The organism is Roseovarius sp. A46 (genome assembly GCF_004126395.1).
Lineage (GTDB): Bacteria > Pseudomonadota > Alphaproteobacteria > Rhodobacterales > Rhodobacteraceae > Roseovarius > Roseovarius nitratireducens.
The window spans coordinates 81,075-105,568 of record NZ_PVWS01000006.1 but is presented as its reverse complement, the minus strand read 5'-3'; the positions used below and the strand labels follow the sequence as shown (position 1 = coordinate 105,568).

Below are 24,494 nucleotides of genomic sequence, written 5' to 3'. Positions count from 1 at the left end.
TAGTCTAGCCCGGCGGCGCGCTCAGGCAAATATCATCGAGCTGAGCTTGCGCCGACCGGCAATCAGGATCGGATCGTTGGGCTTCAGTGCCTCGAAGATGGTGAAGAGCTGCGCCTTGGCCGCACCGTCGTTCCACTCGCGGTCGCGGCGAAAAAGCTCGAGCAACTCGTCCACCGCCTCCTGCACCTGGCCTCCGGCATAAAGCGCGGTGGCAAGGTCGAACCGCGCCTGATGGTTGTCGGGGTCGGCCTCGATGGCAGCGCGCAGATCGTCCACCGGGCCCGCGTCCTGCGCCTGCCTGGCAAGCGCAATCTTCGCATGCGCGGCCTCTATCTCCGGGGTCGAGGCGATCTCTGCCGGGGCACCGTTGAGGATCGCCTCCGCCTGGTCGAGATCGCCCGCTGCCACCTGCACTTGCGCCATGCCGGCAAAGGCGCGCGCGTTCTTGCCGTCCTCCTGCACCACGGCGGCGAAGGTTTGCATCGCGTCGGTGAGCGCGCCGGTCTCGAGCATCTCGTCGGCTGCGTCGAGCGCTGCGTCGAGTCCGCCTTCGCCGTCATCACCCGCGGCCCCGCCCGCCGCCTCGATCACGCGGTTCACGAAGGCATCGACCTCCGATTGCGGCAGCGCCCCCTGGAAGCCGTCGATCGGCTGGCCTTGCCAGAACGCATAGACCGTGGGCAGCGACTGGATGCGCAGTTGCCCGGCAATGGCCTGGTTGCGATCCACGTCCACCTTGGCCATCCGCACCTTGCCGCCCGCGCGGGTCACGGCAGCCTCAAGCGCGGGACCCAGCGTCTTGCACGGGCCACACCACGCCGCCCAGAAATCGACGATCACCGGCACCTTCTGGCTGGCCTCGATCACCTCGGCCATGAAATCGGCGTCATTCACGTCGCGGACGAGATCGCCCGCCGCGGGACCGTTCGCGGTTTTGCCCAGTTCCAGCATGTCGAGACTCCCTCTATCCGAATGCACCCTATATGTGGGCGCGTTCCCCGCTGTCAAAGATCAAATGTCGCAAACACCGGCGCGTGATCCGAAGGCTTCTCCCAGCCCCGCGCGGCACGCAGGATGCGGCTGGAATGGCCCGCCTCGCGGATGTCGCGGCTCGCCCAGACGTGATCGAGCCGGCGGCCCTTGTCGGCGGCGTCCCAGTCGCGGGCACGGTAGCTCCACCAGCTATAAAGCTGCCCCTCGGGGATGTCGGCACGGGTGACGTCGTGCCAGCCCCCGGCCTCCATCGCGTTGCCGAGGTGATCCACCTCCACCGGCGTGTGGCTCACCACCTTCAGCAATTGCTTGTGCGACCACACGTCATCCTCCCGCGGCGCGATGTTGAGATCGCCCACGAGGATGGACTTTTCCGGGCGCTCCTGTCCGAAGAAATCGCGCATGTCTGTAAGGTAGTCGAGCTTTTGCCCGAATTTCACATTCACCTCGCGGTCTGGCACGTCGCCGCCGGCGGGGACGTAAAAATTGTGGACGGTCACGCCGTTCTCCAATCGCCCGGCGATGTGTCGGGCGTGGCCCAGCCCCGCGAAATCGAGGCTTCCGGCCTCCTCGATGGGCAGCCGTGACAGGATCGCCACGCCGTTATAGCCCTTCTCGCCCCGCGCGATCATGTGGGGATAGCCGAGGGCCGCGAAGATCGAGGCGGGGATCTTCTCCACCGGGCTCTTGCATTCTTGCAGGCACAGCACGTCCGGCCCCTCCTCACGCAGGAGCCGTGCGACGAGATCCGCGCGCAGCCGCACCGAGTTGATGTTCCAGGTGGCGACGGTAAGGGGCATGGGCTTTCGGTCCTTTTTTTCTACTTGGCGCAGACCTACGGCCCCTCGGGCGCGACGTCCACCCCCGTTGGCCGCCCGGCCCCGCAAGCGGGCAATCCCGGTTTACACGGGGCCGGACGCGGGGCAATCTCGGGCGCAGTCTCCGCCGCTCGAGAGGATCCCCATGACCGACAGCACCAGCGTCACACCGACCGACAGCGATCTGGCCTTCACCCGCAAGGAGACGCGCGGCACCATCGCCGAGCCCGCCTATGCCGGCGCGCTCAGCTTCATGCGCCGCCGCTATACCCGCGATCTGGCCGGCGCCGACGTGGCGGTGATGGGCGTGCCCTTCGATCTGGCGGTATCGGGGCGGTCGGGCGCGCGGCTGGGGCCGCGAGCGGTGCGCGCCGCGTCCTCCCATATCGCGTGGTCGGCACCGTGGCCCTGGGCGGTCGACCCGTTCGAGCGGCTCGCGGTGGTGGATACCGGCGACTGCTTTTTCGATCCTGGCTATCCTGCGCAGGTCCCCGCGGCCATCGCGCAGGCCGCGCGCGACGTGCTGGCTAGCGACACCGCGCTCCTGACGCTGGGCGGCGACCACTTCATCACCTGGCCGCTGCTGAAGGCCCATGCCGAGAAGCACGGGCCGCTCTCGCTGATCCAGATCGACGCGCATTCCGACACCTGGGAGGACGAACCCGGCCGCATCGACCACGGCACGATGATCTGGCACGCGGTGCGCGAAGGTCTGATCGTGCCCGAAACGTCGGTGCAGGTGGGCATCCGCACCCACAATCCCGACCCGCTGGGCGTGCATGTGATCGACGCGCGCGAAGTGCACCTATCGGACCCACGGTCGGTCGCAGGCCGCGTACGCGACATCGTCGGCGACCGGCCCTGCTACCTCACCTTCGACATCGACGCGCTCGACCCGTCGATGGCGCCAGGCACCGGCACGCCGGTGGTGGGCGGGCTTTCGACCTTCCAGGCGCAGGAAATCCTGCGCGGGCTGGAAGGGATTGCGCTCCGGGGCATGGACGTGGTCGAAGTGGCCCCTGCCTACGATGTCTCGGAAATAACCGCGCTGGCGGCAGCGACGCTCGCCTGCGACCTGCTGTGTCTCTACGCCGCCGGGCGCGAGTGCACGTCGGGCTAGAGCGTGTCGCTCAAAAGTGAGAACCGGTTTTGAGCTTCTCAGACGCGCGAAATCAATGGGTTAGAGCGGGTTGCGTGAATGCGAATGAATGCGACACGCTCTAGCAGGTGGCCTGATCCTGCCAGACTGGCCCTGGCCCTGGTGCGGCCGATGCCAACCACCGTTTCGGGCCAGCCCCCGCCCCTGGATCGGCCCTTCGTTCCCTTTGAAACAAAGGGCCCCGGGCGATGCCGGGGCCAGTCCAACAGGGAGGTTCACGTTTTACCGTAAGTGAACGATACCACACATATCATAGAATCCAGATATGCCTTTGATCGAGGTCAAGCGACCGTGACCTTTAAACCACAAGGCGATAGCCGCCCGACTCGGTTACCAGAAGGCGAGCGTTGCCCGGGTCGGGCTCGATCTTCTGGCGCAGCCGGTAGATATGCGTCTCAAGCGTGTGGGTCGTCACCCCGGCATTGTAACCCCAGACCTCGTGCAGCAGCACATCGCGCGGCACCACGCCTTCGGGCGAACGATACAGGAATTTCAGGATGTTGGTTTCCTTCTCCGTCAGGCGCACCTTGCGGTCCTCCTCGGTGATGAGCATCTTCATCGCCGGCTTGAACGTGTAGGGCCCGAGCTGGAATATCGCGTCCTCCGATTGTTCGTGCTGGCGAAGCTGCGCGCGGATGCGCGCCAGCAACACCGGGAACTTGAAAGGTTTTGTGACATAATCGTTGGCGCCCGCGTCGAGACCGAGAATCGTGTCGGCATCGCCGTCATGCCCTGTCAGCATGAGGATGGGCGCGCGCACCCCCTGCTTGCGCATCAGGCGGCACAATTCGCGCCCGTCGGTATCTGGCAGGCCGACATCGAGGATGATGAGATCATAAATCATGTCCTTGGCCCGGGCCATCGCCTCGGCGGCGGTCGCGGCCTCGAACACGTCGAAATCCTCGGTCATCACGAGTTGTTCACCCAGCGCCTCGCGCAGGTCGTCATCGTCATCGACGAGCAGTATCTTCTTGACTTGGGCCATGATGAGTTCCTCTTCCTGTCCGCCAAGATGCGCAAGCCGCACGCGCCCGGCAAGAGGCTCGTCACAGCTTTCACGGCCACGTGTTACCGCGCGAGCCGTTCTTTGCATTTCGTTACAATATACGCTACCGCAAAGAGCGATATGCCGGAGAGTCCTGATGAGCCTCGCCCCCGACCTGACCGAAACCATTGCGCGCGCGCGCGGAGACCTGCGTATGGGCGTGCCGGTGGTGCTGCGCGGCCCACACGGCGCGGCGCTGGTGCTGGCGGCCGAGACGCTCGATGCCCAGCGGCTCGCGGATGTGCAGGCGCTGGGCGGCACGCCGGTACTCGCCATCACCGCACGGCGTGCCGCGACACTCAAGGCGCGCGCCTACGATGGTGATCTCGCACGGGTGGTGCTGCCACCCGATGCGCGGCTGTCGTGGGTGCTGGCGGTGGCCGACCCGGCCGACGATCTCAAGACCCCGATGAAGGGCCCGCTCGAGAGCGACCGCGGCGGCGACGCGGGCCTGCACCGTCTGGCGCTCACGCTGGTGAAATCGGCTCGATTGCTGCCCGCGGCGGTGCTGCTCGACCTGTCCGACGGCGCGGACTTTGCCGCGCGGCACGGCCTGACGGTACTCGACGCCGCCGCCGCCGCGCCGCACCTTGTCGAAACCAGCCCGATGCACCCGGTGGTCAGCGCGCGCCTGCCGCTTTCGGTGTCAGAGGCAGGACGTCTGCACGTATTCCGCCCCGAGGATGGCGCCGAGGAGCACTACGCGGTCGAAATCGGACAGCCCCGGCGCGACACACCGGTTCTCGCACGGCTGCATTCGGCCTGTTTCACGGGCGACCTGCTGGGCAGCCTGAAATGCGATTGCGGCCCGCAACTGCGCGGCGCGCTGGCGCAGATGGGGGCCGAGGGGGCGGGCGTACTGCTCTATCTCAACCAGGAGGGGCGCGGCATCGGTCTCGCCAACAAGATGCGCGCCTACAGCTTGCAGGATCAGGGCTTTGATACGGTCGAGGCCAATCATCGGCTCGGATTCGAGGATGACGAGCGCGACTTCCGCATCGGGGCCGACCTGCTGCGGCGGATGGGATTCTCCTCGGTGCGGCTGATGACCAACAACCCCGCCAAGCTCGCGATGATGGCGCAGAACGGTATCGCGGTGGCCGAACGGGTACCCCTGCGGTTGGGCGAGACCGACCACAACCGTGCCTATCTCGCGACCAAGGCGGCGAAATCAGGACATATGCTGTAAGGGCGCGACGTGGTCTTTTGCTGCCATTCGGTTCTTGGGCCCGGCGCGGAATCGAGGGCGAAGCCCGCCGCGCCATCTCCAGGCCGAAGGCCTCTTACCCCCGCTTCTCAAACCAGATGATCACCTCGCCGATCTCCAGGCCCAGCTTGTCCATGTTGGCGCGGTTAAGCACGCGGTCCTCGCCAACCTGCCACATCCAGTCGTCAAAACGCGGGCCGCTCGACCCAGCGCGCGAGCATCAGGACAAGACAGACGGCAATGACGCCACGCATGCGACCTCTCCCCGACCAGATTTCGGGGTAGCTAAGCCGCCGCCCCGCGCGGGCAAGCCCGGATCACAGCGTGGCGTTCACCGCACCGCCGTCGAGCAGGATGTTCTGCCCGACGATGAAGCCCGCGTGCTGGCTGCACAGGAACGCACATGCGGCTCCGAACTCCTCCGGCGTGCCGTAGCGGCCCGCAGGGATGGTGGCGCAGCGCTTCTCCTTGGCCTCGTCCAGCGTGATGCCCTCGCGATCGGCCACGCCGGTGTCGAGCGCCACGGCGCGGTCGGTGGCGTGGATGCCGGGCAGCAGGTTGTTGATTGTCACGCCCTTGCCGGCCACCTGCCGCGAGGTACCCGCGACATAGCCGGTTAGCCCGGCGCGCGCCGAGTTCGAGAGTCCCAGAATGGCGATGGGCGATTTCACCGATTGCGAGGTGATGTTGACCACCCGGCCCCAGCCGCGCTCCATCATCCCCGGCACCAGCGCCTTGATCAGCGCGATGGGGGCCAGCATGTTGGCGTCCAGCGCGGCGATGAAATCCTCGCGGTCCCAGTCGGTCCACATGCCCGGCGGCGGGCCGCCCGCATTGTTGACGAGGATATCCACCGCGCCAGCCTCGGCAAGCACCGCGGCGCGGCCCTCCTCGGTGGTGATGTCGGCGGCCACGGTGGCGACCTCGACTCCAAAATCGGCGCGAATCACCAACGCCGAGGCCTCCAGCGCCTCGGCGCCGCGCGCGTTCATCACCAGATGAACGCCAGCCTCGGCAAGGGCCCGCGCACAGCCCAGCCCAAGCCCCTTCGACGCGGCGCAGACCAGCGCCCTCTTGCCACGAATTCCCATGTCCATTGCGTTTCCCCTTCCTTGTTCACCGAGAATTAACACTGCGGAGCGCAGGATGACCAGCGGGCCGCACCTCCCGCCTGCCCTGCTTTTGCCTGCTTGCCGGGAAATCTTGCCGAAATCGACCAGAACGTGCCACAATCGTGCCCTAGCTTAATCGTGACCTAGCTTAACGGCATCGCGGACGGCATCGTCGCCGCACACCTGCACAGCCCCGACCCGGACAGCTCATGACCACGCCCGCACCACGCCCCGCGCAATTCGTCAACGTTTTCGAGGCCGCCGATCTGCGCGTGGTCAGCGGGGCCAATCTCGGCGACGCGCTGTCCTTTGCTGCCGAGCTCGATCTCGATGACATTTACGAACTCGGGCCGCGCGCCCGCGCCCTGCGTCTCGGTCTCGTGATGGAGGGGGCCGGCCCGTTCCGCGTGGGCGAAGGCTCGGAAATCGGCACCCCCGGCGCGCCGCTGCACCTCGATTGCTGCCTCACGCTGATGCCAGCCACCGGCAGCGTGGCCGAAGTGCTGATCTTCGTCGAGACCGATGACGAGGCGCGCGTCACCAATGTCTATGCCATGCCGCTGGCGCACATGGCCCCGCGCACAGGATACGCCCTGGTGCGGGTCGAGCGCGATACTGCGCGGCAACGATTCGCGCAGGCGGCCTGCGTCTCCTTTACCCGCGGAACACGGATCACGATGGCCACGGGCGCGCAGAAACCGGTCGAGACGCTCCAGCCCGGCGACATGGTGCTTACCCGCGACGACGGCGCGCAACCGCTGCGCTGGATCGGGCAGACCACGCTGCGCGCCATCGGCGATTTCGCCCCGGTACGCATCCGGGCGGGTGCCCTCAACAACGAGGGCGATTTGCTGGTCAGCCCCGATCACCGCCTGTTCATCTACCAGCGCGACGATGCCGTCGGGGCCGGGCGGCGCGAAGTGCTGGTGCGCGCGCGCCACCTGGTCAACGGCGACAGCGTGCGCATCGAGACCGGCGGCCATGTCGATTATGTCCAGCTTCTGTTCGACCGGCACCAGATCATCTTTGCCGAAGGCATCGCCGCCGAGACCCTGCTGCTCGACCCGCGCACGCGCTCGGCTCTGCCTGCCGAGTTGCTGCCCGACACACCCGGCCACGAAACGCCCGCGCACCTGCAATTCGAGATCGGGCGCGCCCTGCTCGACCACCCGGACGCCGCCGACCTGCTGCGCCGCGCCTCGCTGCGCTGAGGGCCATTGCGCCCCACGGGGCGCGCCACTATACGGCGGGCCATGCTGGACCAGAGCCCCAACCGCCCCGCCCTGCCGCCCGAGATCGCGCGCCGCCGCACCTTCGCGATCATCTCGCACCCGGATGCGGGCAAGACCACGCTGACCGAGAAATTCCTGCTCTATGGCGGCGCGATCCAGATGGCCGGTCAGGTCCGCGCCAAGGGCGAGGCCCGGCGCACCCGGTCGGATTTCATGCAGATGGAAAAGGACCGGGGCATTTCCGTCTCGGCCTCGGCCATGTCCTTTGATTTCAAGGAGTTCCGCTTTAATCTCGTGGACACGCCGGGCCACTCTGACTTCTCCGAAGACACCTACCGCACGCTGACGGCCGTGGATGCCGCCGTCATGGTGATCGACGGCGCCAAGGGGGTAGAGAGCCAGACGCGCAAGCTGTTCGAGGTCTGCCGGATGCGCGACCTGCCGATCCTGACCTTTTGCAACAAGATGGACCGCGAGGCCCGCGACACATTCGAGATCATCGACGAAATCCAGGAGATGCTTGCCATCCACGTCACGCCCGCAAGCTGGCCCATTGGGCAGGGGCGCGATTTCCTGGGCTGCTACGACATGCTCCACGACCGGCTCGAACTGATGGACCGCGCCGACCGCAACCGCGTCGCCGAAACCATCGAGATCAAGGGGCTGGATGATCCCAAAATGGCCGACCACGTGCCGCCCGCCCTGCTGGACAAGCTGCGCGAGGATGTCGAGATGGCGCGAGAGCTCTTGCCCCCGCTCGACGCGCAGGCCGTGCGCGAGGGGCACATGACGCCTATATGGTTCGGCTCGGCGATCAACTCCTTCGGCGTGCGCGAGCTGATGCAGGGGATCGGCGCCTACGCCCCCGAACCGCAGCCACAGCGCGCCACCCCCCGCCAGATCGCCCCCGAAGAGGACAAGGTCACCGGCTTCGTGTTCAAGGTGCAGGCCAACATGGACCCGCGCCACCGCGACCGCGTGGCGTTTCTCCGCCTCGCCTCGGGACATTTTCGGCGCGGGATGAAGCTCACCCACGTGCGCGCGAAGAAGCCGATCACCGTCTCCGCCCCGGTGCTGTTTCTCGCCGCCGACCGGGAACTCGCCGAAGAGGCGTGGGCGGGCGATATCATCGGCATCCCCAACCACGGACAGTTGCGCATCGGTGACACCCTGACCGAGGGCGAGAACCTGCGCGTCAGCGGCATCCCCTCCTTTGCACCGGAGCTGTTGCAACAGGCCCGCGCGGGCGACCCGATGAAGGCCAAGCACCTGGAAAAGGCGCTGATGCAATTCGCCGAGGAGGGCGCCGCCAAAGTGTTCAAGCCCGCCTTCGGCTCGGGCTTCATCGTGGGCGTGGTGGGGCAGTTGCAGTTCGAGGTGCTGGGCAGCCGGATCGAGATGGAATATGGCTTGCCGGTGCGCTTCGAGGGCTCGCAGTTCACCTCGGCGCGCTGGGTGACCGGCCCGCGCGACAAGGTCGAGGCGTTCGTCGCCGCCAACAAGCAACACATCGCCCACGACCATGACGGCGACGTGGTCTACCTCACGCGGCTGCAATGGGATATCGACCGGGTCGAACGGGATTACCCGGAGGTGACACTCTCGGCGACCAAGGAGATGATGGTCTGACGCGCGGCCATGGGGCCGCGCGACCAGCGTCAATCGTCGCGTTCGACCTTGGGCAGGTTGTGAGCGATGCCCTTGTGACAATCGATGCAGGTTGACGATCCGTCCGGCGCATGGCCTTCAATGGCCACCACCTCCATCTTTTCGCGCGCCCTGCGTCCCTGCTTCTCGAAATCCATCGCCTCGAAGCTATGGCAGTTGCGGCATTCACGGGAATCCGTGCGCGTCATCACCGCCCAGACATGGTTGGCCATTTCCTCGCGCTTGGCCTCGAATTTCTCCGGCGTGTCGATAGTGCCGCGCACCTTGTGCCAAAGCTCGTTGGTGGCCTGGATCTTGCGCACCACCTTGGGCCCCCAGGCGTGGGGCACATGGCAATCCGAGCAGACGGCGCGGACGCCCGAGGCGTTCTTGTAGTGCACGCTGGTCTTGTATTCCTGGTAGACGGTGTCACGCATCTCGTGGCAGGAGACGCAAAATTCCAATGTGTTCGTCGCCTCCATCGCGGTATGGAATCCGCCCCAGAAGATGATGCCGCCGATGCCACCGATTACCAGCAACACGCCCTGCCCGATCAGTACACTGGGCCGCGTGAACCAGTGCCACAGCCGCTTGATGAATCGTATCATTACCGTTTTTTCCCGAGACAAGAACATTCCCGGGCGCAACAGGCTGCGCCCGGCCAGACGATGTCATGCCGAGGCGATTACTGCTCTGGCAGTTCCGCGTCGATATAGGCGATGACGTCCGCCGCGATCTGATGGTCGAGGGCACGCAGGGCCGGCATTGCCTCGCCGGGCTGGCCGTTGAGCACCTTGTGCATCAACTCCCACGGGTTTCCGGTAAGCGAGCCGAGCGGTGGCATCTCCTTGGGTTCCTTGCCGTCGGCACCGTGGCAATTGGCACAGACCGTAGCATAGATCTGCTTGCCGTTCTCGACATCACCTACGATCTTGCCGTCCTCGATGTAATCGCCGTAATTGCTCTGCCCGGAAACGACGAAATTCGCCAGATCGGTCAAATCCTCTTCATAAAGATAGTCGCCAAAGCCGTGTCCCGGCCCTGTGAGAAGCGCCACGACGGCCGCCGGATCGCCACCCTTCATGCCGTTTATGCCCTTGATGCCGCTGAAATGCTTGCCGCTGCTATAGGCCCCATCGGCGCCCATGCCATCCCAGCCGTGGCATTCCTTGCAACGCCAGTTCGATTTGGCCTTGTCGGCATATGTCGCATCAGCGGGATAGAGCTTGTGCGACTCGGTCGGCGGCTCTTCCTTGATCACTTTATACCACTTGTCATAAAGTTTCCCGCCACGCGCGATCGAACCCTGATCGGCAGCAAAGCTGGCCGACGCGCCCAACATCCCGACGCCAATAGCGAGCGCCGCCAGTTGCGGCAATCTCCTGTTACTTAAAGAACCCATCATAATCTCCAGTGTATCACTGACCCTGCCCCCCGGGACAGGCGCCATGAAGGAAATGTTAAACGGTCCACTTACCTTTGTTATTGATGCACATCATTGCCACCGGTGGCGCCTCACCCCATGAGGTCCGGCAGGATCGTCACGATATCGGGGAAAAACCACAGGATCGCCAGCCCCACCACCTGTATCAGCACGAAGGGAAACACCCCCGCATAGATATGTCCGGTCGTCACCCCCCTCGGTGCCACCCCCCGCAGGTAGAAAAGCGCGAAGCCGAAGGGCGGTGTCAGGAACGAGGTCTGCAGGTTCACCGCGATCATGATCGTCACCCATTTCGGATCGAAGCTGCCGCCGTAGATCACCGGGCCGACGATCGGGATCACGATGTAGATGATCTCGAGAAAGTCGAGCACAAAGCCGAGGAAGAACAGCACCAGCATCACGATCAGGAACACCTTGAACTCGTTGTCAAAGCTCATGAGGAATTGCTGGATGTAATGCTCACCGCCAAAGCTGATCACCACGAGATTCAGCAATTGCGAGCCGATCAGGATGGTGAACACCATGCTCGTGACCTTGGCGGTCTCGCGCACCACCGGGCTGAGCACGCCGCCGGCAAAGAGCACCCAGCAGGCAAAAAGCAGGCCGAAGAGCGCGTAGAGATAGGCACCATAGGCGAAGATGAACGCCACCCAGGATTCGAAACCGACCTCCTCCATATTGATCCGCAGGTCAAAATTGATGCCGATGAGGATCGCCAGCACAATCGCCAAGGTGGAGAACAGGATGATCCGCGGCGAGCGGTCCTGGTCACGCAGCTTGCGATAGGCAGCCAGCATGATCGCCCCGCCCGCGCCGAGCGCGGCGGCGGGGGTGGGGTTGGTGATGCCGCCCAGGATCGAGCCCAGAACCGCCACGATCAGCACCAGCGGCGGGAACACAACGCGGATGAGCTCGTTACCCGCCAGCCGCACCGCGCCATGGGCGCAGCCATAGAGGGCAAGCCCCACCGGGATCGCGAGGATCAGCCATGTCGCCCCCGAGGACATCGTCGCCGGAATGAGGAGAATGTCGGCCAAAAGCCCCAGCACGATGCCGAGCGCGCCGACGAGCAGCGGCGTCGGCGAGGCCGAGGGCGATACACCCCGCGCCAGCGCCAGCACCAGCCCGAGCATCACCATGATCGTGGCCACGCCGGTTCCGATAGGCGCGGCATTTGCCGCCTTCTCGGCGCGCAACTCGACAATCCGCTCGGGGCTGAGGCGCACGCTCTGTTCCACCCCGCCTGCCTCGTCGATGGCCTTTTGCTCGGCGACCGCGTCATCCCAGGCCGCCTGTCCGTGCAGCTCGATCATCGAGGCGCGGCACTCGTCGCTCACATTGGTCCGCAGCGAGGCCGTCTCACCCATGTCGGTGAACGTATCCACCCGCAGGCCCTGCGAGCCGACCACGCCCAGCGACGACAGCAGCATCGAGCCCGCGACGAGCGCCACCGGCACCCCGGCGAACCAGGTGAAGCGCTCGGCGCGGGTAATCGGCTCGCCGCCGCCATCGGCAAGCTGTACCGCCGGGGCCTTCGAAGGGTTCACCAGCGCGTAGCCAAAGGCATAGAGCGCATAGAGCAGCGCCAGCAGGATGCCGGGCAAGAGCGCCGCCTGGAAAAGCGTGCCCACCGACACCACGGCGGGCTCACCCAGGTAAGTGAGCGCGTCCGAGCAGCCGGCAAGCTGCGCGCGGTTCTCCTGCGCCACGGAATAGAGATCGCCCGCCAGCGTGCCCAGAAGCACGATCACGATCGAGGGCGGGATGATCTGCCCGAGCGTGCCCGAGGCCGCGATCACCCCGGTGGCGATCTGCGGCGAATAGCCGTTGCGCAGCATGGTTGGCAGGCTCAGCAGCCCCATCGTCACCACCGTCGCGCCGACGATCCCGGTCGAGGCGGCGAGGAACGCGCCCACCACCACCACCGACACCGCGAGCCCCCCGGGCAGCGGCCCGAACACGCGCGCCATCGTGGTGAGTAGGTCGTTGGCGATCTTGGACCGCTCCAGCGTGATGCCCATCATCACGAACATCAGCACAGCGAGCAGCGTCTCGATCGCCGCGCCCGCCAGAACGCGCTCGTTGATGCGATTGACGATGAACGAGATATTGCGGTCGAGCGCCGTCTCCCACCCTTGCGGGAACACCGGCATGCCGCTACGCGGCAGCTCCGGGTACCGGAAGATGGAAATGGACTCGGGCCGCGCGCCACCGGCGACGAGGGCGTTATACGCCTCGCTCGACGTGTCGATGGCCTGGTGGATCAAGAGCCCCGCGCTGTCGAGCCCGGCGATGATCGCGAAGGAAACGATCCCGGCGCCGCCGATGGCGAAGGCCACCGGAAAACCAGAGAGTATCCCCCCGAACAGGCACAGGAACACGATGATCAGGCCGATCTCGACGCCGTCAAGTCCGAATAGCATGTCTCACCCGCCCCTTTAATGCGTGCCTTCATAGGCTTCTTCGCCCTCGCCCAGCGTGTCGCGGTCGAGGTATCTGTCGGTGCTTTCCAGCCCCTCGCGGTATTCCAGCAGCGAGCGCCAGAAGAACGCCATCGCATGCAGGAAGATCATGCCGGCGAAGAACACAAGCAGCACCTTGAACAGGAAATATCCGTTGAATCCGTTGGGGCTGAAACCGATGGTCTCGACGTTCCAGCGCAGCGCCCGCGCCTTTAGTAGCAGCCGGTCAATGGTGTCAGAGGCCGATGGCTTGGGCACGATCAGGTGCCGCCAAAGGAAGAACCAGCCATACATCCAGATGAGCACCGCCATCGGCATCATGAAGACGAGGCTGCCCACCATGTCGATCCCCCGTTTGGCACGGTGGCTGACCTGGGCATAGATCAGGTCCACCCGCACATGCCCGCCTTGCACGAAGGTGTAGGTACAGCACAGCGCCACCACCATGGCGTTGTAGAGCTTGAGTTCCTCGGCCCACCAACTGATGTCGAATTCCAGCGGTATGCCCACGCCCACAACGATGTCAGGCCGCGCAAATATCCGCTGAACGAAAACGATGACGATCTGCTGGATAACCATGACAAGGCCCGCCCAGGCCACGAGGCGGCCTACCGTGTTGGCAAAACCCTCAAGGCCGCGTACGCAGGCCCACATCACGCCCTTGCGCCAGATGCCGATACCGGTCAGCACGAGGAAGGTGGTGAATACCACGAAGAAGAACTCGACCGATCCGCCGTAATAAACCACCCGCATGATGGCCTGCTTGTCGGACCAGTCGAGCCAGAGGCCAGGATGCGTGACCGCGTAGCCAAAGTTCATGAAGGCCATCGCGACGTTCTGGAAAAACCACAGGACTGCGTCGATCATCTTCCCCCCTCGCGCCCGCGCTGCTCCGCGTGGGCACCTGCCCCTGCCGGGTATGCGCGCAGGCCCCGGATGCCCCGGGGCCTGCGCCGTTAGTTACCGGCGATTGGCCTCAGCCGAGCACGCGGTCGCGCTGTGCGGTATAGGCACCGTCGGATTTCTGGATCCACGAGGACGAGGCCGCCATCGACGCCATGTAGCTGTCGTAGACACGCTTGTAGATGTCGTCGCCCATGTTTTCCTGATGGACCTCGTTCGAGGCCTGGCCGAACGCGTCCCAAACGCTGTCGGGGAATTCCAGCGTTTTGACGCCCGCGGATTGCAGGCGCTGAAGCGCGGCGGAGTTGTTGGCAAGGAACTGCGCGAGGTTCCACTGATGCGCCTCGGCGCAGGCGATCTCGACGATCTTCTGCTGCTGTGCGTTCAGGCTCTCGAACACCTCGCGGTTCATGCCGATCGACAGGCCCGCGCCCGGCTCGTGGAAACCGGCAGTGTAGTAGGTCTTGGTGATCTCCTGGAAGCCGGCCTTTTCGTCGGCCCAGGGTCCGATCCACTCGGTACCGTCGATGGCCCCCGAGGCGAGCGCCTGGTAGACTTCCGATCCGGGCAGGTTCTGGACGCTCGCGCCCAGCTTGCCCAGCGCCTTGCCGCCCAGACCTGGCATGCGGAACTTGAGGCCGTTGAAATCCTCGGGGCCGTTGATTTCCTTGGAAAACCAGCCGCCCGCCTGCGCGCCGGTATTGCCCGCGAGGAACGACTTGAGCCCGAAGATCTGGCCCAGCTCGTCGTGGAAGCCGGCGCCGTCGCCGTGATAATACCAGTTCACCAGTTCTTGCGCCGTCATGCCGAAGGGCACCGAGGTGAAGAAGGCATACGCCGGGTGCTGACCAACGAAATAGTAATCGGCCCCGTGATACATGTCGGCCTGCCCGGCGGTCACGGCGTCGAACACCTCGAACGCGCCGACGAGTTCACCTGCGCCCTTTACATCGACCGTGAGGCTGCCATCAGACATGCCGTTAATGCTGTCGGCCACACGCTGCGCGGCGTCGAACACACCGGCAAGACCGCGGCCCCACGTGGTGACCATCGTCAGCGTGCGGTTGCCCTGCGCGATGGCAGGCGCGGCCAGCGTTCCGGCAGCGGCGGCCCCGCCACCAATCGCGGTATTTTTCAGAAACGAACGGCGATCCATTATGGTTCCCTCCCCATTTTTGAGCGGTCGCCCCTCTCCCGGACGTTCCGCGGATCGTTAAAGTGCGCAGACCTTAGCCCGCGATTCGCGACCTGCAAATACCGATTACTGCGTAGTCACAAGGATTTTTGTCGCATCCTTCCTGTGTCGATTCCGCCTTGCACACGCGCGGGCGCAGGTGTTCAACACGGCCATGAAGCCGAAAATCCTCACCACACTGCCCGGTTATACCGCCGCGCTGTTCCGGGCCGACCTCGTGGCCGGGATCACCGTTGCCACGGTGGCCCTGCCGCTCAGCATCGCCATTGCCATCGCGTCGGGAGCGTCGCCCGCAACGGGCCTGACCACGGCGATCATCGGCGGCTTCCTTCTCTCGGCGCTCGGCGGCAGCCGGGTCCAAATCGGCGGGCCGACCGGGGCCTTCATTGTCGTCGTCTACGGGGTGATCGCCGAGCACGGTCACGACGGTCTGGTGCTCGCAACGCTGATGGCGGGGCTGATACTTGTGATCGCCGGATATTTTCGCGCCGGCAGCCTTATCCGGCACATCCCCGAGGCAGTAATCAGCGGCTTTACCATCGGCATCGCCATCATCATCGCCACCAGCCAGTTGCGCGACCTCTTCGGCCTGTCCGCAACCGACCTGCCCGCCGATTTCCTGCCCAAGCTCGCCGCGCTCTGGGAGGCGCGCGAAACCTTCGATCCGCGCGCGCTCGCGATCGGGGGCGGCACCTTGGCGGTGATCCTCGTGCTGCGCCGTCTCGCCCCGCGCTTTCCCGGATTGATCGTGGCCATGGCGCTCTGTTCCGGGGCGGTCGTGCTGCTGGACCTGCCCGTGGAGACGCTGCAATCACGCTTTGGCCCGCTGCCCAATACCCTGCCCTGGCCGCAGATACCGGAGTTCAGCCTTCAGCGGATGACCGAACTGCTTCCCTCGGCGCTTGTCATCGCCTTTCTCGCCGGGGTGGAATCGCTCCTGTCGGCCTCCGTTGCCGACCGGATGATCGGGGGCAACACCCGCCCCAATGCAGAGGTAATCGCCAATGGCGTGGCCAACACGGGCGCGGCGCTCTTTGCCGGGCTGCCCGTGACCGGGGCCATTGCGCGCACCGCCACCAATGTCCACGCAGGCGGCAGGACGCCGGTGGCCGGAATGATCCATGCCCTCGTCATCCTTCTCGTGATGCTGCTCGCAGCACCGCTCGCGGGTTTCCTGGCCATGCCCGCGCTGGCGGGGCTGTTGCTCATCACTGCATGGAACATGTCTGAGCCGCAGCACTGGCACCGCCACCTGGCGGCGCGGCGCTCGGATCAGGGGCTATTATTGATCACGCTGGTGCTCACGGTGCTGACGGATCTCACTCTGGCCATTGGCGTGGGCGTGGCGCTTGGTCTGGCCATGCGGCTCAGGCGGCGCGAGGTGCCCGAGGCCAAGTGGCACGATCCCGACCGCTGATCCCGCGCGACCGGAACTCGATCGGTGCCGCCCTCGCGGCAAGAGGCTGGAAATGGTGCCGGTTTGGCCTTATCGCTTTCGTATGAAAGGCTGGCTCGCATCCGCAAGGCTCAACTACGGGCAGAAGCTGTTTCTGCTCGCCACCCTGCCGCTGATCTTGACGGCGGTGGCAATCTCGGTCGTGGTTACGCTGCAAGCACGGCAGATGGCAGAGCGCGAGATCGAAACCCTGGAGGCGCAGCTCATCTCGGCCAAGCGCGCGGAGCTGAAGAATTACATCTCCATTGCGCGCACCGCCTTCGTCAACATCTATGGCCGCGCCGCCCCCGACGACCGCGAGGCGATGGAACAGGTCAGCCAGATCCTCGCCGCCATGCTCTATGGGCAGGATGGCTACTTCTTCGTCTTCGACTACAACGGCACCAACCTCGTCAGCCCCCGTCGAACCGAGTTGATCGGGCGCAACTGGACCGGGCTGGAGGATTCGTCGGGCGTGCCCGTCACCGACGAGCTCATCCGTCTGGCGCGCTCGGGTGGGGGCTATCACAGCTTCATCTGGCCCAAGCCCTCGACCGGCGAGCGCACGCAGATGGTGGCCTATGTCATCGGGCTTCAGGACTGGCAGTGGGCGATCGGTACGGGGGTATTCATCGACGACGTGATCGCAGCGGTCGCCGCTTCGCGACAGCAAGTGGAGACGCGCGTGCAGCGCACCTTTCTCTATGTCGGCGGGGCGACGATGCTCGCGCTGATCTTCGTCTTCGTGACCGGCCTCTTCATCACGATCCGCGAGCGCCGCCTCGCAAATGCCAAGCTCAAGATGCTGACACAGCGTGTGTTCGACGCACAGGAAGAAGAGCGCGGGCGCGTCGCGCGCGAATTACATGACGGCATCAGCCAGATACTCGTGGGGGTGCGCTACGCGCTGGAAACCGCGCGGCGACGGCTGGCCGCGGGCGATGCGCGCGCCGGGGATACGCTCGACCGCGGGGCCGCGCATCTCTCCACCGCCATCCAGGAGGTGCGCCGCATCAGCCGCGACCTGCGCCCTGGCGCGCTCGACGATCTCGGCCTCGGCCCCGCGCTCAAGGCGCTGGCAGAGGATTTCGGCCGCCGCACCGGCATCAAGACCGAGTTCGCGACCGTAGTGTTTCGCAACCGCCTCGATGAGGAAGCCAAGATCGCGCTCTACCGCATCGCACAGGAGACACTCACCAATATCGAGCGCCATTCCGCTGCAACGCGCGTCCATATCGACCTGCGCGGCCACGCAAGGGGCGGCACGCTGCGCATCACCGACAATGGCTGTGGCATCGACGCCTCAAGCGCGAGCGCGGGCGGCGGACTCGGCCTGCGCAACATGCAGGAACGCATCGAGCAGATCGACGGGCGGTTCGAGATCCGTTCCTCGCCCGAGGGCACCGAGATCGAGGCCACGGTGCCGCTCACCCATCTTCTGACGCCGCAGGGCCAGTCCGAGACGGCCCCCGAAACAAAAAGGGCAACGGCATGACCCACGCTCCCACCCGCGTCGTCATCGTCGACGATCATCCAATGGTCACAGAGGGCATCCAATCCATCCTCGAAAGCTACGAGGATATCGAGGTGATCGCCGCGCTCGCCGATGGGCATGCGATTATTGACCAGATCGGAGACCTCGCCCCGGACGTGGTTCTGCTCGACCTCAACATGCCGGGGATCGGCGGGCTATCGACCACCGAAATCCTGCTCGAACGCCGCCCCGGCACGCGCATCCTGATCCTCAGCATGCATGACAGCCCCGAATACATCACTTCGGCGCTCAGCCACGGGGCCTCGGGCTACGTGCTCAAGGACGTGCCGGTAGACGAGATCAAGCACGCCATCGACGCGGTGATGGCCGGGCAGCGATATCTCTGCACCGGCGCGCAGGGCTCGCTCGCCCCGTTTGTAGCGCCCGACCGCGAACAGCTCACCAACCGCGAACAGACCATCCTGCTCTTGCTCGCGCAGGGCAAATCCAACAAGGAAGTGGCCGGTGCGCTCGACATCTCGGTGCGCACGGTCGAAACCCACCGCAAGAACATAAAGCGCAAGCTCGGCATATCATCGACCGCCGGACTCACGCGTTATGCGCTCGAACACGGGGTCTTGCAGGGCACCGGCGTGCGGATGTGATCCGTGTCTGGAACGGATTGACACAAAACGGGAACACCTGTAGAACACGCTGAACGTGTCTGCACGGAGGCTGGGATGCTGACCAGAAAACAACGCGACCTGCTCGATTTCATCCACAAGCGCGTGCAGCGCGACGGCGTCCCGCCCAGCTTTGACGAGATGCGCGAAGCGCTTGACCTTCGGTCGAAATCCGGCATCCACCGTCTGATCACGGCGCTTGAGGAACGCGGCTTCATCCGGCGCCTGCCGCATCGCGCCCGCGCAATCGAGATTGTGCGCCTGCCCGACATGATCGCCGACCAAGGGCAAACGGGCTTCGTCCCGCGCGTGGTCGAGGGCGACCGCCGCTACGCCCCGCCACAGCCCGCCAACGCCATGCCGGTCGAGACCGCCGATGCGCTGTCGCTGCCGGTGATGGGCCGCATCGCCGCCGGCACGCCGATCGAGGCGATCGCCCATGCCAGCCACAACATCAGCGTCCCCGCCGAGATGATCTCGGGCCGGGGTGATCACTACGCGCTCGAGGTCAAGGGAGATTCCATGATCGACGCCGGCATCAACAACGGCGACGTGGTCATCATCCGCGAAACGCAGGTGGCCGATAACGGCGACATCGTGGTCGCGCTAATCGAGGACCAGGAGGCAACGCTCAAACGCTTTTTGCGCCGCGGGCACACCATCGTTCTCGAGGCCGCCAACCCTGCCTACGAGCCCCGTGTCCTGCCCGAGGATATGGTGCGCGTGCAGGGCCGTCTCGTCGGGCTGATCCGCACCTACTGATCCTGCCCCGGCGCCCACGGGCGCCGCCCCGCCACCGCCGCCGCGCTCTGCGACAGCGTTCCGTCAGCGGAGAGCGCCAGCGAGCCGGTCACGCGCAGCGTGCGCGGCGAGGCCACGCGGCAACCGCCGTCGGGCACCCCCTCGGGATCGGCCGTCAACAACAGAAGTTGCGCACCTGCACAGTCAATCGGACCACGCGCCGCGGCGCGGCCAAGGCGTACGGAAACCGCGAAGGGGGCCAGCAGATCATCGCTCCACCGCGCATGCGCCTCTTCCTGCGCGGCGGCATCGCCATCGTTCTCCAGCCAGTTCCGGGCCACGAAGCCGCCCCCGCGCGGCTTGTTGAGCGCGCGCCCCGCCTCGGTCATCAAACCCACCAATCCGCTACTGTCGGCGATGAGCAGCGCCGGGCGCTCGGTCTGCGCCCACAGGAGCGCGGCCACCGCCACCGGAGCAAGGCCCAAGAGGCGTGCACGCCCCTGCCACAGCACCACGAATAGCATGCCCAGCGCGATCAGCGGCAGCGCATTCGCATCGGGTGCCACCACCGGGACGCGCGCCCCCTCAAGCCCCGCGGCCCAATCGGCAACGCCAAGGATCCAGTCGAGCCCCCACCCCATCAGCCACAGCGGCAACCCGTCGAGCCCGAAGGGCAGCAATAGCGCCGCGATCACCGCCGCGGGCATCACCAGCACCCCCATCAGCGGCACGCTCGCAAGGTTCGCGGGCAGGCCGTATTGCGCAAACTGGTTGAAATGCGCCGCCGCAACCGGCGCGGTCGCCGCCCCCGCCACTGCCGACGAAATGACCACCGCCAGCACCGGGCGCAGCCAGCGCGGCCCCAGCGGAACCCGCGCATCGCGCAGCCAGCCAAACACGGCGACAAGCGCCACCGTCGCGGCAAAGGACATCTGGAAGCCGGGGCCAAGCAGCGCCTCGGGCCGCAACACAAGCACGATGATCGCCGCCACCGCGACCGCGCGCAGACTGAGCGCGCGGCGGTCAAGGATCACCGCAACCAGCATCACAGAGGCCATGACGAAGGCGCGTTCGGTCGCCACGTTACCCCCCGACAACGCGAGATACCCCGCCCCGGCGAGGAGCGCGAGCGCGGCGGCAATCTTCTTTATGGGCCATGCGAGCGCCACCCGGGGCACCGCCGCGAGCACCAGCCGCACGGCGGCAAAGACAAAACCCGCGACCAGCCCCATGTGCAGCCCCGAGATCGCCAGCAGGTGCGCGAGGCTCGATATGCGCATCGCCTCCAGCGTATCCTGCGACAGGCCCGAGCGGTCACCGGTCATGATCGCGGCGGCAAAAGCACCGGGCTGGCCCGGCAGGCGCGCGCGGACGTGATCGGCAAGCGCCATCCGGATGCGGAACAGGTGTTGTTCCCCTCCGGCCTCGGCCAGCGCGACCACTGGCACGCGGGTATAGCCCACCGCGCCGATCCTCTGGAACCACGCATGCCGCCGGAAATCGAAACCGCCCGGCTCCACCGGCCCGGCGGGCGGCGCGAGATGGGCGGTGGTCATGACCCGCAGCCCCGGCACGACATCCTCGGCGCCGGCAACCCCGTGCAACGAAACACGCACCCGCACTGGCACCCGGTCGGGATCGACCCGAGAAAGCGTGACCCGGTCGAGCGTCAGGCGCAACGCATCCGAGGCCGATCGGTCAATCGCGACGATCCGTCCCTCGACCGGGCCATAGTAGCGAAAGCCCAGCACCGGACCCGCGACGAGATGCGTGCGCATGCCCGCGATCGCCACCCCGGCCAGCAACACCGCCAGCGCACAGCCCAACGGCCCGGACCATTCCCGCCCCCGCCACAGCGCCAGTGCGAGGACCGCTGCCGCGAGCGCGCCGCAGACGGCGAGCACCGCGCCGGGCGGCTCATCCGGCAGGGCGAAATACCCGCCGATGCCGCAGGCCAGAAGAACCGGAACCCACGGAAACAGCGCCCCGCGCTGGAGGAGCCAGCCGCGCTCGATCACCTCTGGGATGCGCGCCACTTGTCTCCCTCCCGGTGGGCCGATAGACAGGCCGCATCCTCGCCCCGGCATCGTTAAGAAAAGGTTAAGCCCGCCCATGACGCAACAGGTCGTGACCCGTTTCGCCCCTTCGCCCACCGGCTTCCTGCATATCGGCGGGGCGCGCACGGCGCTGTTCAACTGGCTCTATGCGCGTGGTCACGGCGGCCGCTTTCTCTTGCGCATAGAGGATACCGACCGAGCCCGCTCCACCCCCGAGGCGACGCAGGCGATCCTCGACGGGCTCTCGTGGCTGGGGCTCGACCATGACGGCGAGGCCGTGAGCCAGGCGGCCCGTGCCGAGCGCCACGCCGAGGTCGCGCATCAGCTTCTGGCCGCAGGCCGCGCCTATCGCTGCTACGCCACGCAGGAAGAGATCGAGGCGTTTCGCGAGACGGCCCGCGCCGAGGGCCGATCGACCCTCTATCAAAGCCCGTGGCGCGACGCCGATCCGGCCACCCACCCCAAAGGCGCACCCCATGTCATCCGCATCAAGGCCCCGCGCGAGGGCACCACGGTGATCGCCGACGTGGTGCAGGGCGACGTGACGATCCGCAACGATCAGCTCGACGACATGGTTCTGTTGCGCAGCGACGGCTCGCCGGTCTACATGCTCGCCGTCGCGGTGGACGATCACGACATGGGCGTGACCCATGTGATCCGGGGCGACGACCACCTCAACAACGCCGCGCGCCAGATGCTGATCTACCAGGCGATGGGCTGGCCGCTACCCACCTACGCCCATATCCCGCTGATCCACGGCCCCGACGGCAAGAAGCTCTCGAAGCGCCACGGCGCACTCGGGGTCGAGGAGTACCGGGACATGGGCTATCCGGCGGCGGGGATGCGCAATTACCTCGCCCGTCTCGGCTGGAGCCACGGCGATGACGAATTCTTTACAGACGCGCAGGCGCGGGAGTGGTTCGACATCACCGGGATCGGCAAGGCCCCCGCGCGGCTCGACTTCAAGAAGCTGGAGAATCTCTGTGGTCAGCACATCGCGGCGACGGCGGATGCTGCACTGCTGCATGAATTGCAGGAATTCCTTGCCGTGACCGGTGCGCCCCCGCTGTCTGATGCAAAGTTGGCGCTCATGGAACAGGGTATGTACTGCCTCAAGGATCGTGCCAAAACATTTCCTGAACTTCTTGAAAAGGCTGCATTTATCACAACCGACCGCCCCATCGTCCCGGAGGAGAAGGCGGCAGCGGAACTCGATGATGTATCCCGTCGTATACTGATAGAATTGACGCCGCAGTTGCAAAATGCTACGTGGTCCCGCGACAGTCTCGAGACCGTGGCGAATGGCATAGCCGAGGCTCACGGGATGAAATTCGGCAAGCTGGCGGGGCCGCTCCGGGCCGCGCTGGCCGGGCGCACGGCGACGCCGAGCGTGTTCGACATGATGCTGGTCCTCGGGCGAACGGAAACGATCGCCCGGCTGACCGACGCCGCTTGCGACGAGGGGTAATCCTCTGGCAAGGAGAATAAGTATACCCAGTCCGACGCGCGCAGGGCGCGCCGGACTCCGAGAGGGAGGACCCCGGAATGTCAGACGAGAAAAGAACCGCAAAGCTGGAGATCGAAGGCAAGACCTACGAGTTGCCGATCTTTTCGCCAACGGCCGGGCCTGACGTGGTGGATATCCGCAAGCTCTATGGCACGGCAGGCGTCTTCACCTATGATCCCGGGTTCACCTCGACGGCAAGCTGCGACAGCACCATCACCTTCATCGACGGCGACAAGGGCGAATTGCTGCACCGCGGCTACCCGATCGACCAACTGGCCGAGAAGTCGCATTTTTTGGAGGTCTGCTACCTGCTGCTCTACGGCGAGTTGCCCTCGCCCGCGGAACTCGAGGATTTCGAGAGCCGCGTGACCGGGCACACCATGCTGCACGAGCAGATGGTGTATTTCTTCCGCGGCTTCCGCCGCGACGCGCACCCGATGGCGATCATGGTGGGCGTCGTGGGCGCGATGTCGGCCTTCTACCATGACAGCACGGATATCCGCGACCCGTGGCAGCGCGAAGTGGCCTCGATCCGCATGATCGCCAAGATGCCGACCATCGCGGCCTGGGCCTACAAGTACTCCATCGGGCAGCCCTTCGAATATCCGCGCAACGATCTCGACTATGCGTCGAACTTCCTGCGCATGTGCTTTTCGGTCCCGGCCGAGGATTACGAGGTCAACCCGATCCTCAGCCGCGCGATGGATCGCATCTTCACCCTGCACGCCGATCACGAGCAAAACGCATCCACCTCGACGGTGCGGCTGGCCTCGTCGTCGGGGGCCAACCCGTTCGCCTGCATCGCCGCCGGCATCGCCTGCCTGTGGGGGCCCGCGCATGGCGGCGCCAACCAGGCATGCCTGGAAATGCTGCAGGAGATCGGCACGCCCGACCGCATCCCAGAATTCATCGCCCGCGCCAAGGACAAGGACGACCCGTTCCGCCTGATGGGGTTCGGCCACCGCGTCTACAAGAATTTCGATCCGCGCGCCAAGGTGATGAAGCAATCCGCCGACGAGGTGCTGGAGCTTTTGGGCATAGATAACAACCCGACGCTGCAGGTCGCCAAGGAGCTGGAGAAACAGGCGCTTGCGGACCCGTATTTCACCGAGAAGAAGCTGTTCCCGAACGTGGATTTCTATTCGGGCATCATCCTCGAGGCGATGGGCTTCCCGACCTCGATGTTCACGCCCATTTTCGCGGTGTCACGCACAATCGGCTGGATTTCCCAGTGGAAAGAGATGATCAGCGACCCGCAGATGAAAATTGGCCGCCCGCGCCAGCTCTATCAGGGTGCGACGCTGCGCGACTACGTGGATATCGAAAAGCGTTAAGGATTGCAGTTCGCGCCATGCGATTTGATGGAAAAGGCCCGCCAAT

At 65.6% G+C, this 24,494-nt stretch carries 20 protein-coding genes and 1 pseudogene; 10 read left to right on the top strand and 11 right to left on the bottom strand.

Features of this window, described 5'->3' with window-relative positions; translation table 11 throughout:
* Positions 1-21: 21 nt before the first annotated feature.
* Positions 22-951, bottom strand: coding sequence for a co-chaperone YbbN (locus tag C6W92_RS05215; RefSeq protein WP_129431977.1), 930 nt, complete (start codon positions 949-951; stop codon positions 22-24).
* 53 nt (positions 952-1,004) lie between these two features.
* Positions 1,005-1,793 (bottom strand): exodeoxyribonuclease III, encoded by a 789-nt coding sequence (locus tag C6W92_RS05210; protein WP_129431976.1) that lies wholly within the window; start codon positions 1,791-1,793, stop codon positions 1,005-1,007.
* Positions 1,794-1,956: 163 nt separating this feature from the next.
* On the opposite strand from C6W92_RS05210, the gene speB reads away from it, so the two are divergent.
* Positions 1,957-2,931, top strand: coding sequence for an agmatinase (gene speB / locus C6W92_RS05205; protein ID WP_129431975.1), 975 nt, complete (start codon positions 1,957-1,959; stop codon positions 2,929-2,931).
* A gap of 337 nt (positions 2,932-3,268) precedes the next feature.
* Here speB and C6W92_RS05200 read toward each other — a convergent pair whose 3' ends face one another.
* Positions 3,269-3,955: a response regulator transcription factor gene (locus tag C6W92_RS05200; protein WP_104019388.1), complete on the bottom strand. Its 687-nt coding sequence runs from the start codon at positions 3,953-3,955 to the stop codon at positions 3,269-3,271.
* Positions 3,956-4,112: 157 nt separating this feature from the next.
* On the opposite strand from C6W92_RS05200, the gene ribA reads away from it, so the two are divergent.
* The gene (gene ribA / locus C6W92_RS05195; RefSeq protein WP_129431974.1) at positions 4,113-5,204 is read left to right on the top strand and encodes a GTP cyclohydrolase II; all 1,092 of its coding nucleotides are present in this window, start codon (positions 4,113-4,115) and stop codon (positions 5,202-5,204) included.
* Positions 5,205-5,298: 94 nt separating this feature from the next.
* On the opposite strand, the pseudogene C6W92_RS05190 reads toward ribA, so the two are convergent.
* A pseudogene (locus tag C6W92_RS05190) lies at positions 5,299-5,403 on the bottom strand (DUF3833 family protein); the annotation flags it as partial.
* A gap of 136 nt (positions 5,404-5,539) precedes the next feature.
* Positions 5,540-6,319: an SDR family oxidoreductase gene (locus C6W92_RS05185; protein ID WP_129431973.1), complete on the bottom strand. Its 780-nt coding sequence runs from the start codon at positions 6,317-6,319 to the stop codon at positions 5,540-5,542.
* Between the two features lie 224 nt (positions 6,320-6,543).
* On the opposite strand from C6W92_RS05185, the gene C6W92_RS05180 reads away from it, so the two are divergent.
* Positions 6,544-7,545 carry a Hint domain-containing protein gene (locus C6W92_RS05180; protein ID WP_129431972.1) on the top strand — a complete coding sequence of 334 codons (1,002 nt, stop codon included), beginning with the start codon at positions 6,544-6,546 and terminating at the stop codon, positions 7,543-7,545.
* Positions 7,546-7,587: 42 nt separating this feature from the next.
* The gene (locus tag C6W92_RS05175) at positions 7,588-9,195 is read left to right on the top strand and encodes a peptide chain release factor 3 (RefSeq protein ID WP_129431971.1); all 1,608 of its coding nucleotides are present in this window, start codon (positions 7,588-7,590) and stop codon (positions 9,193-9,195) included.
* A 29-nt stretch (positions 9,196-9,224) separates the two neighbouring features.
* Here the strand turns inward: C6W92_RS05175 and C6W92_RS05170 are convergent, their stop codons facing one another.
* From C6W92_RS05170 to C6W92_RS05150, 5 genes are all read right to left on the bottom strand, one after another.
* Entirely contained in the window at positions 9,225-9,821 is a 597-nt protein-coding gene (locus C6W92_RS05170; protein ID WP_129431970.1) for a NapC/NirT family cytochrome c, read from the bottom strand.
* A gap of 77 nt (positions 9,822-9,898) precedes the next feature.
* Complete coding sequence (locus C6W92_RS05165; RefSeq protein WP_129431969.1) at positions 9,899-10,663, bottom strand: cytochrome c; 765 nt, start codon at positions 10,661-10,663, stop codon at positions 9,899-9,901.
* A gap of 65 nt (positions 10,664-10,728) precedes the next feature.
* Entirely contained in the window at positions 10,729-13,080 is a 2,352-nt protein-coding gene (locus C6W92_RS05160) for a TRAP transporter large permease subunit (RefSeq protein ID WP_129431968.1), read from the bottom strand.
* Between the two features lie 15 nt (positions 13,081-13,095).
* Positions 13,096-13,986, bottom strand: a complete 891-nt coding sequence (locus C6W92_RS05155) for a TRAP transporter small permease subunit (RefSeq protein WP_129431967.1) — start codon at positions 13,984-13,986, stop codon at positions 13,096-13,098.
* A 109-nt stretch (positions 13,987-14,095) separates the two neighbouring features.
* Complete coding sequence (locus C6W92_RS05150; RefSeq protein ID WP_129431966.1) at positions 14,096-15,178, bottom strand: TRAP transporter substrate-binding protein; 1,083 nt, start codon at positions 15,176-15,178, stop codon at positions 14,096-14,098.
* A 193-nt stretch (positions 15,179-15,371) separates the two neighbouring features.
* Between C6W92_RS05150 and C6W92_RS05145 the strand changes: the two genes are divergently transcribed.
* From C6W92_RS05145 to lexA, 4 genes are all read left to right on the top strand, one after another.
* Complete coding sequence (locus C6W92_RS05145) at positions 15,372-16,634, top strand: SulP family inorganic anion transporter (RefSeq protein ID WP_129431965.1); 1,263 nt, start codon at positions 15,372-15,374, stop codon at positions 16,632-16,634.
* 82 nt (positions 16,635-16,716) lie between these two features.
* Positions 16,717-18,147, top strand: coding sequence for a cache domain-containing protein (locus tag C6W92_RS05140; RefSeq protein WP_129431964.1), 1,431 nt, complete (start codon positions 16,717-16,719; stop codon positions 18,145-18,147).
* Positions 18,144-18,791 (top strand): response regulator transcription factor, encoded by a 648-nt coding sequence (locus C6W92_RS05135; protein ID WP_129431963.1) that lies wholly within the window; start codon positions 18,144-18,146, stop codon positions 18,789-18,791. Before C6W92_RS05140 ends, C6W92_RS05135 begins: the two co-directional genes overlap by 4 nt.
* A gap of 75 nt (positions 18,792-18,866) precedes the next feature.
* Positions 18,867-19,571: a transcriptional repressor LexA gene (gene lexA, locus C6W92_RS05130; RefSeq protein ID WP_104019400.1), complete on the top strand. Its 705-nt coding sequence runs from the start codon at positions 18,867-18,869 to the stop codon at positions 19,569-19,571.
* Here lexA and C6W92_RS05125 read toward each other — a convergent pair.
* Positions 19,565-21,637: a ComEC/Rec2 family competence protein gene (locus C6W92_RS05125; protein ID WP_129431962.1), complete on the bottom strand. Its 2,073-nt coding sequence runs from the start codon at positions 21,635-21,637 to the stop codon at positions 19,565-19,567. The two genes, lexA and C6W92_RS05125, sit on opposite strands and share 7 nt — an antisense overlap.
* Positions 21,638-21,662: 25 nt before the next feature.
* On the opposite strand from C6W92_RS05125, the gene gltX reads away from it, so the two are divergent.
* Both gltX and gltA read left to right on the top strand, forming a co-directional pair.
* The gene (gltX, locus tag C6W92_RS05120) at positions 21,663-23,075 is read left to right on the top strand and encodes a glutamate--tRNA ligase (protein ID WP_129431961.1); all 1,413 of its coding nucleotides are present in this window, start codon (positions 21,663-21,665) and stop codon (positions 23,073-23,075) included.
* 77 nt (positions 23,076-23,152) lie between these two features.
* Positions 23,153-24,448 carry a citrate synthase gene (gene gltA, locus C6W92_RS05115; protein WP_104019402.1) on the top strand — a complete coding sequence of 432 codons (1,296 nt, stop codon included), beginning with the start codon at positions 23,153-23,155 and terminating at the stop codon, positions 24,446-24,448.
* Positions 24,449-24,494: the final 46 nt, after the last annotated feature.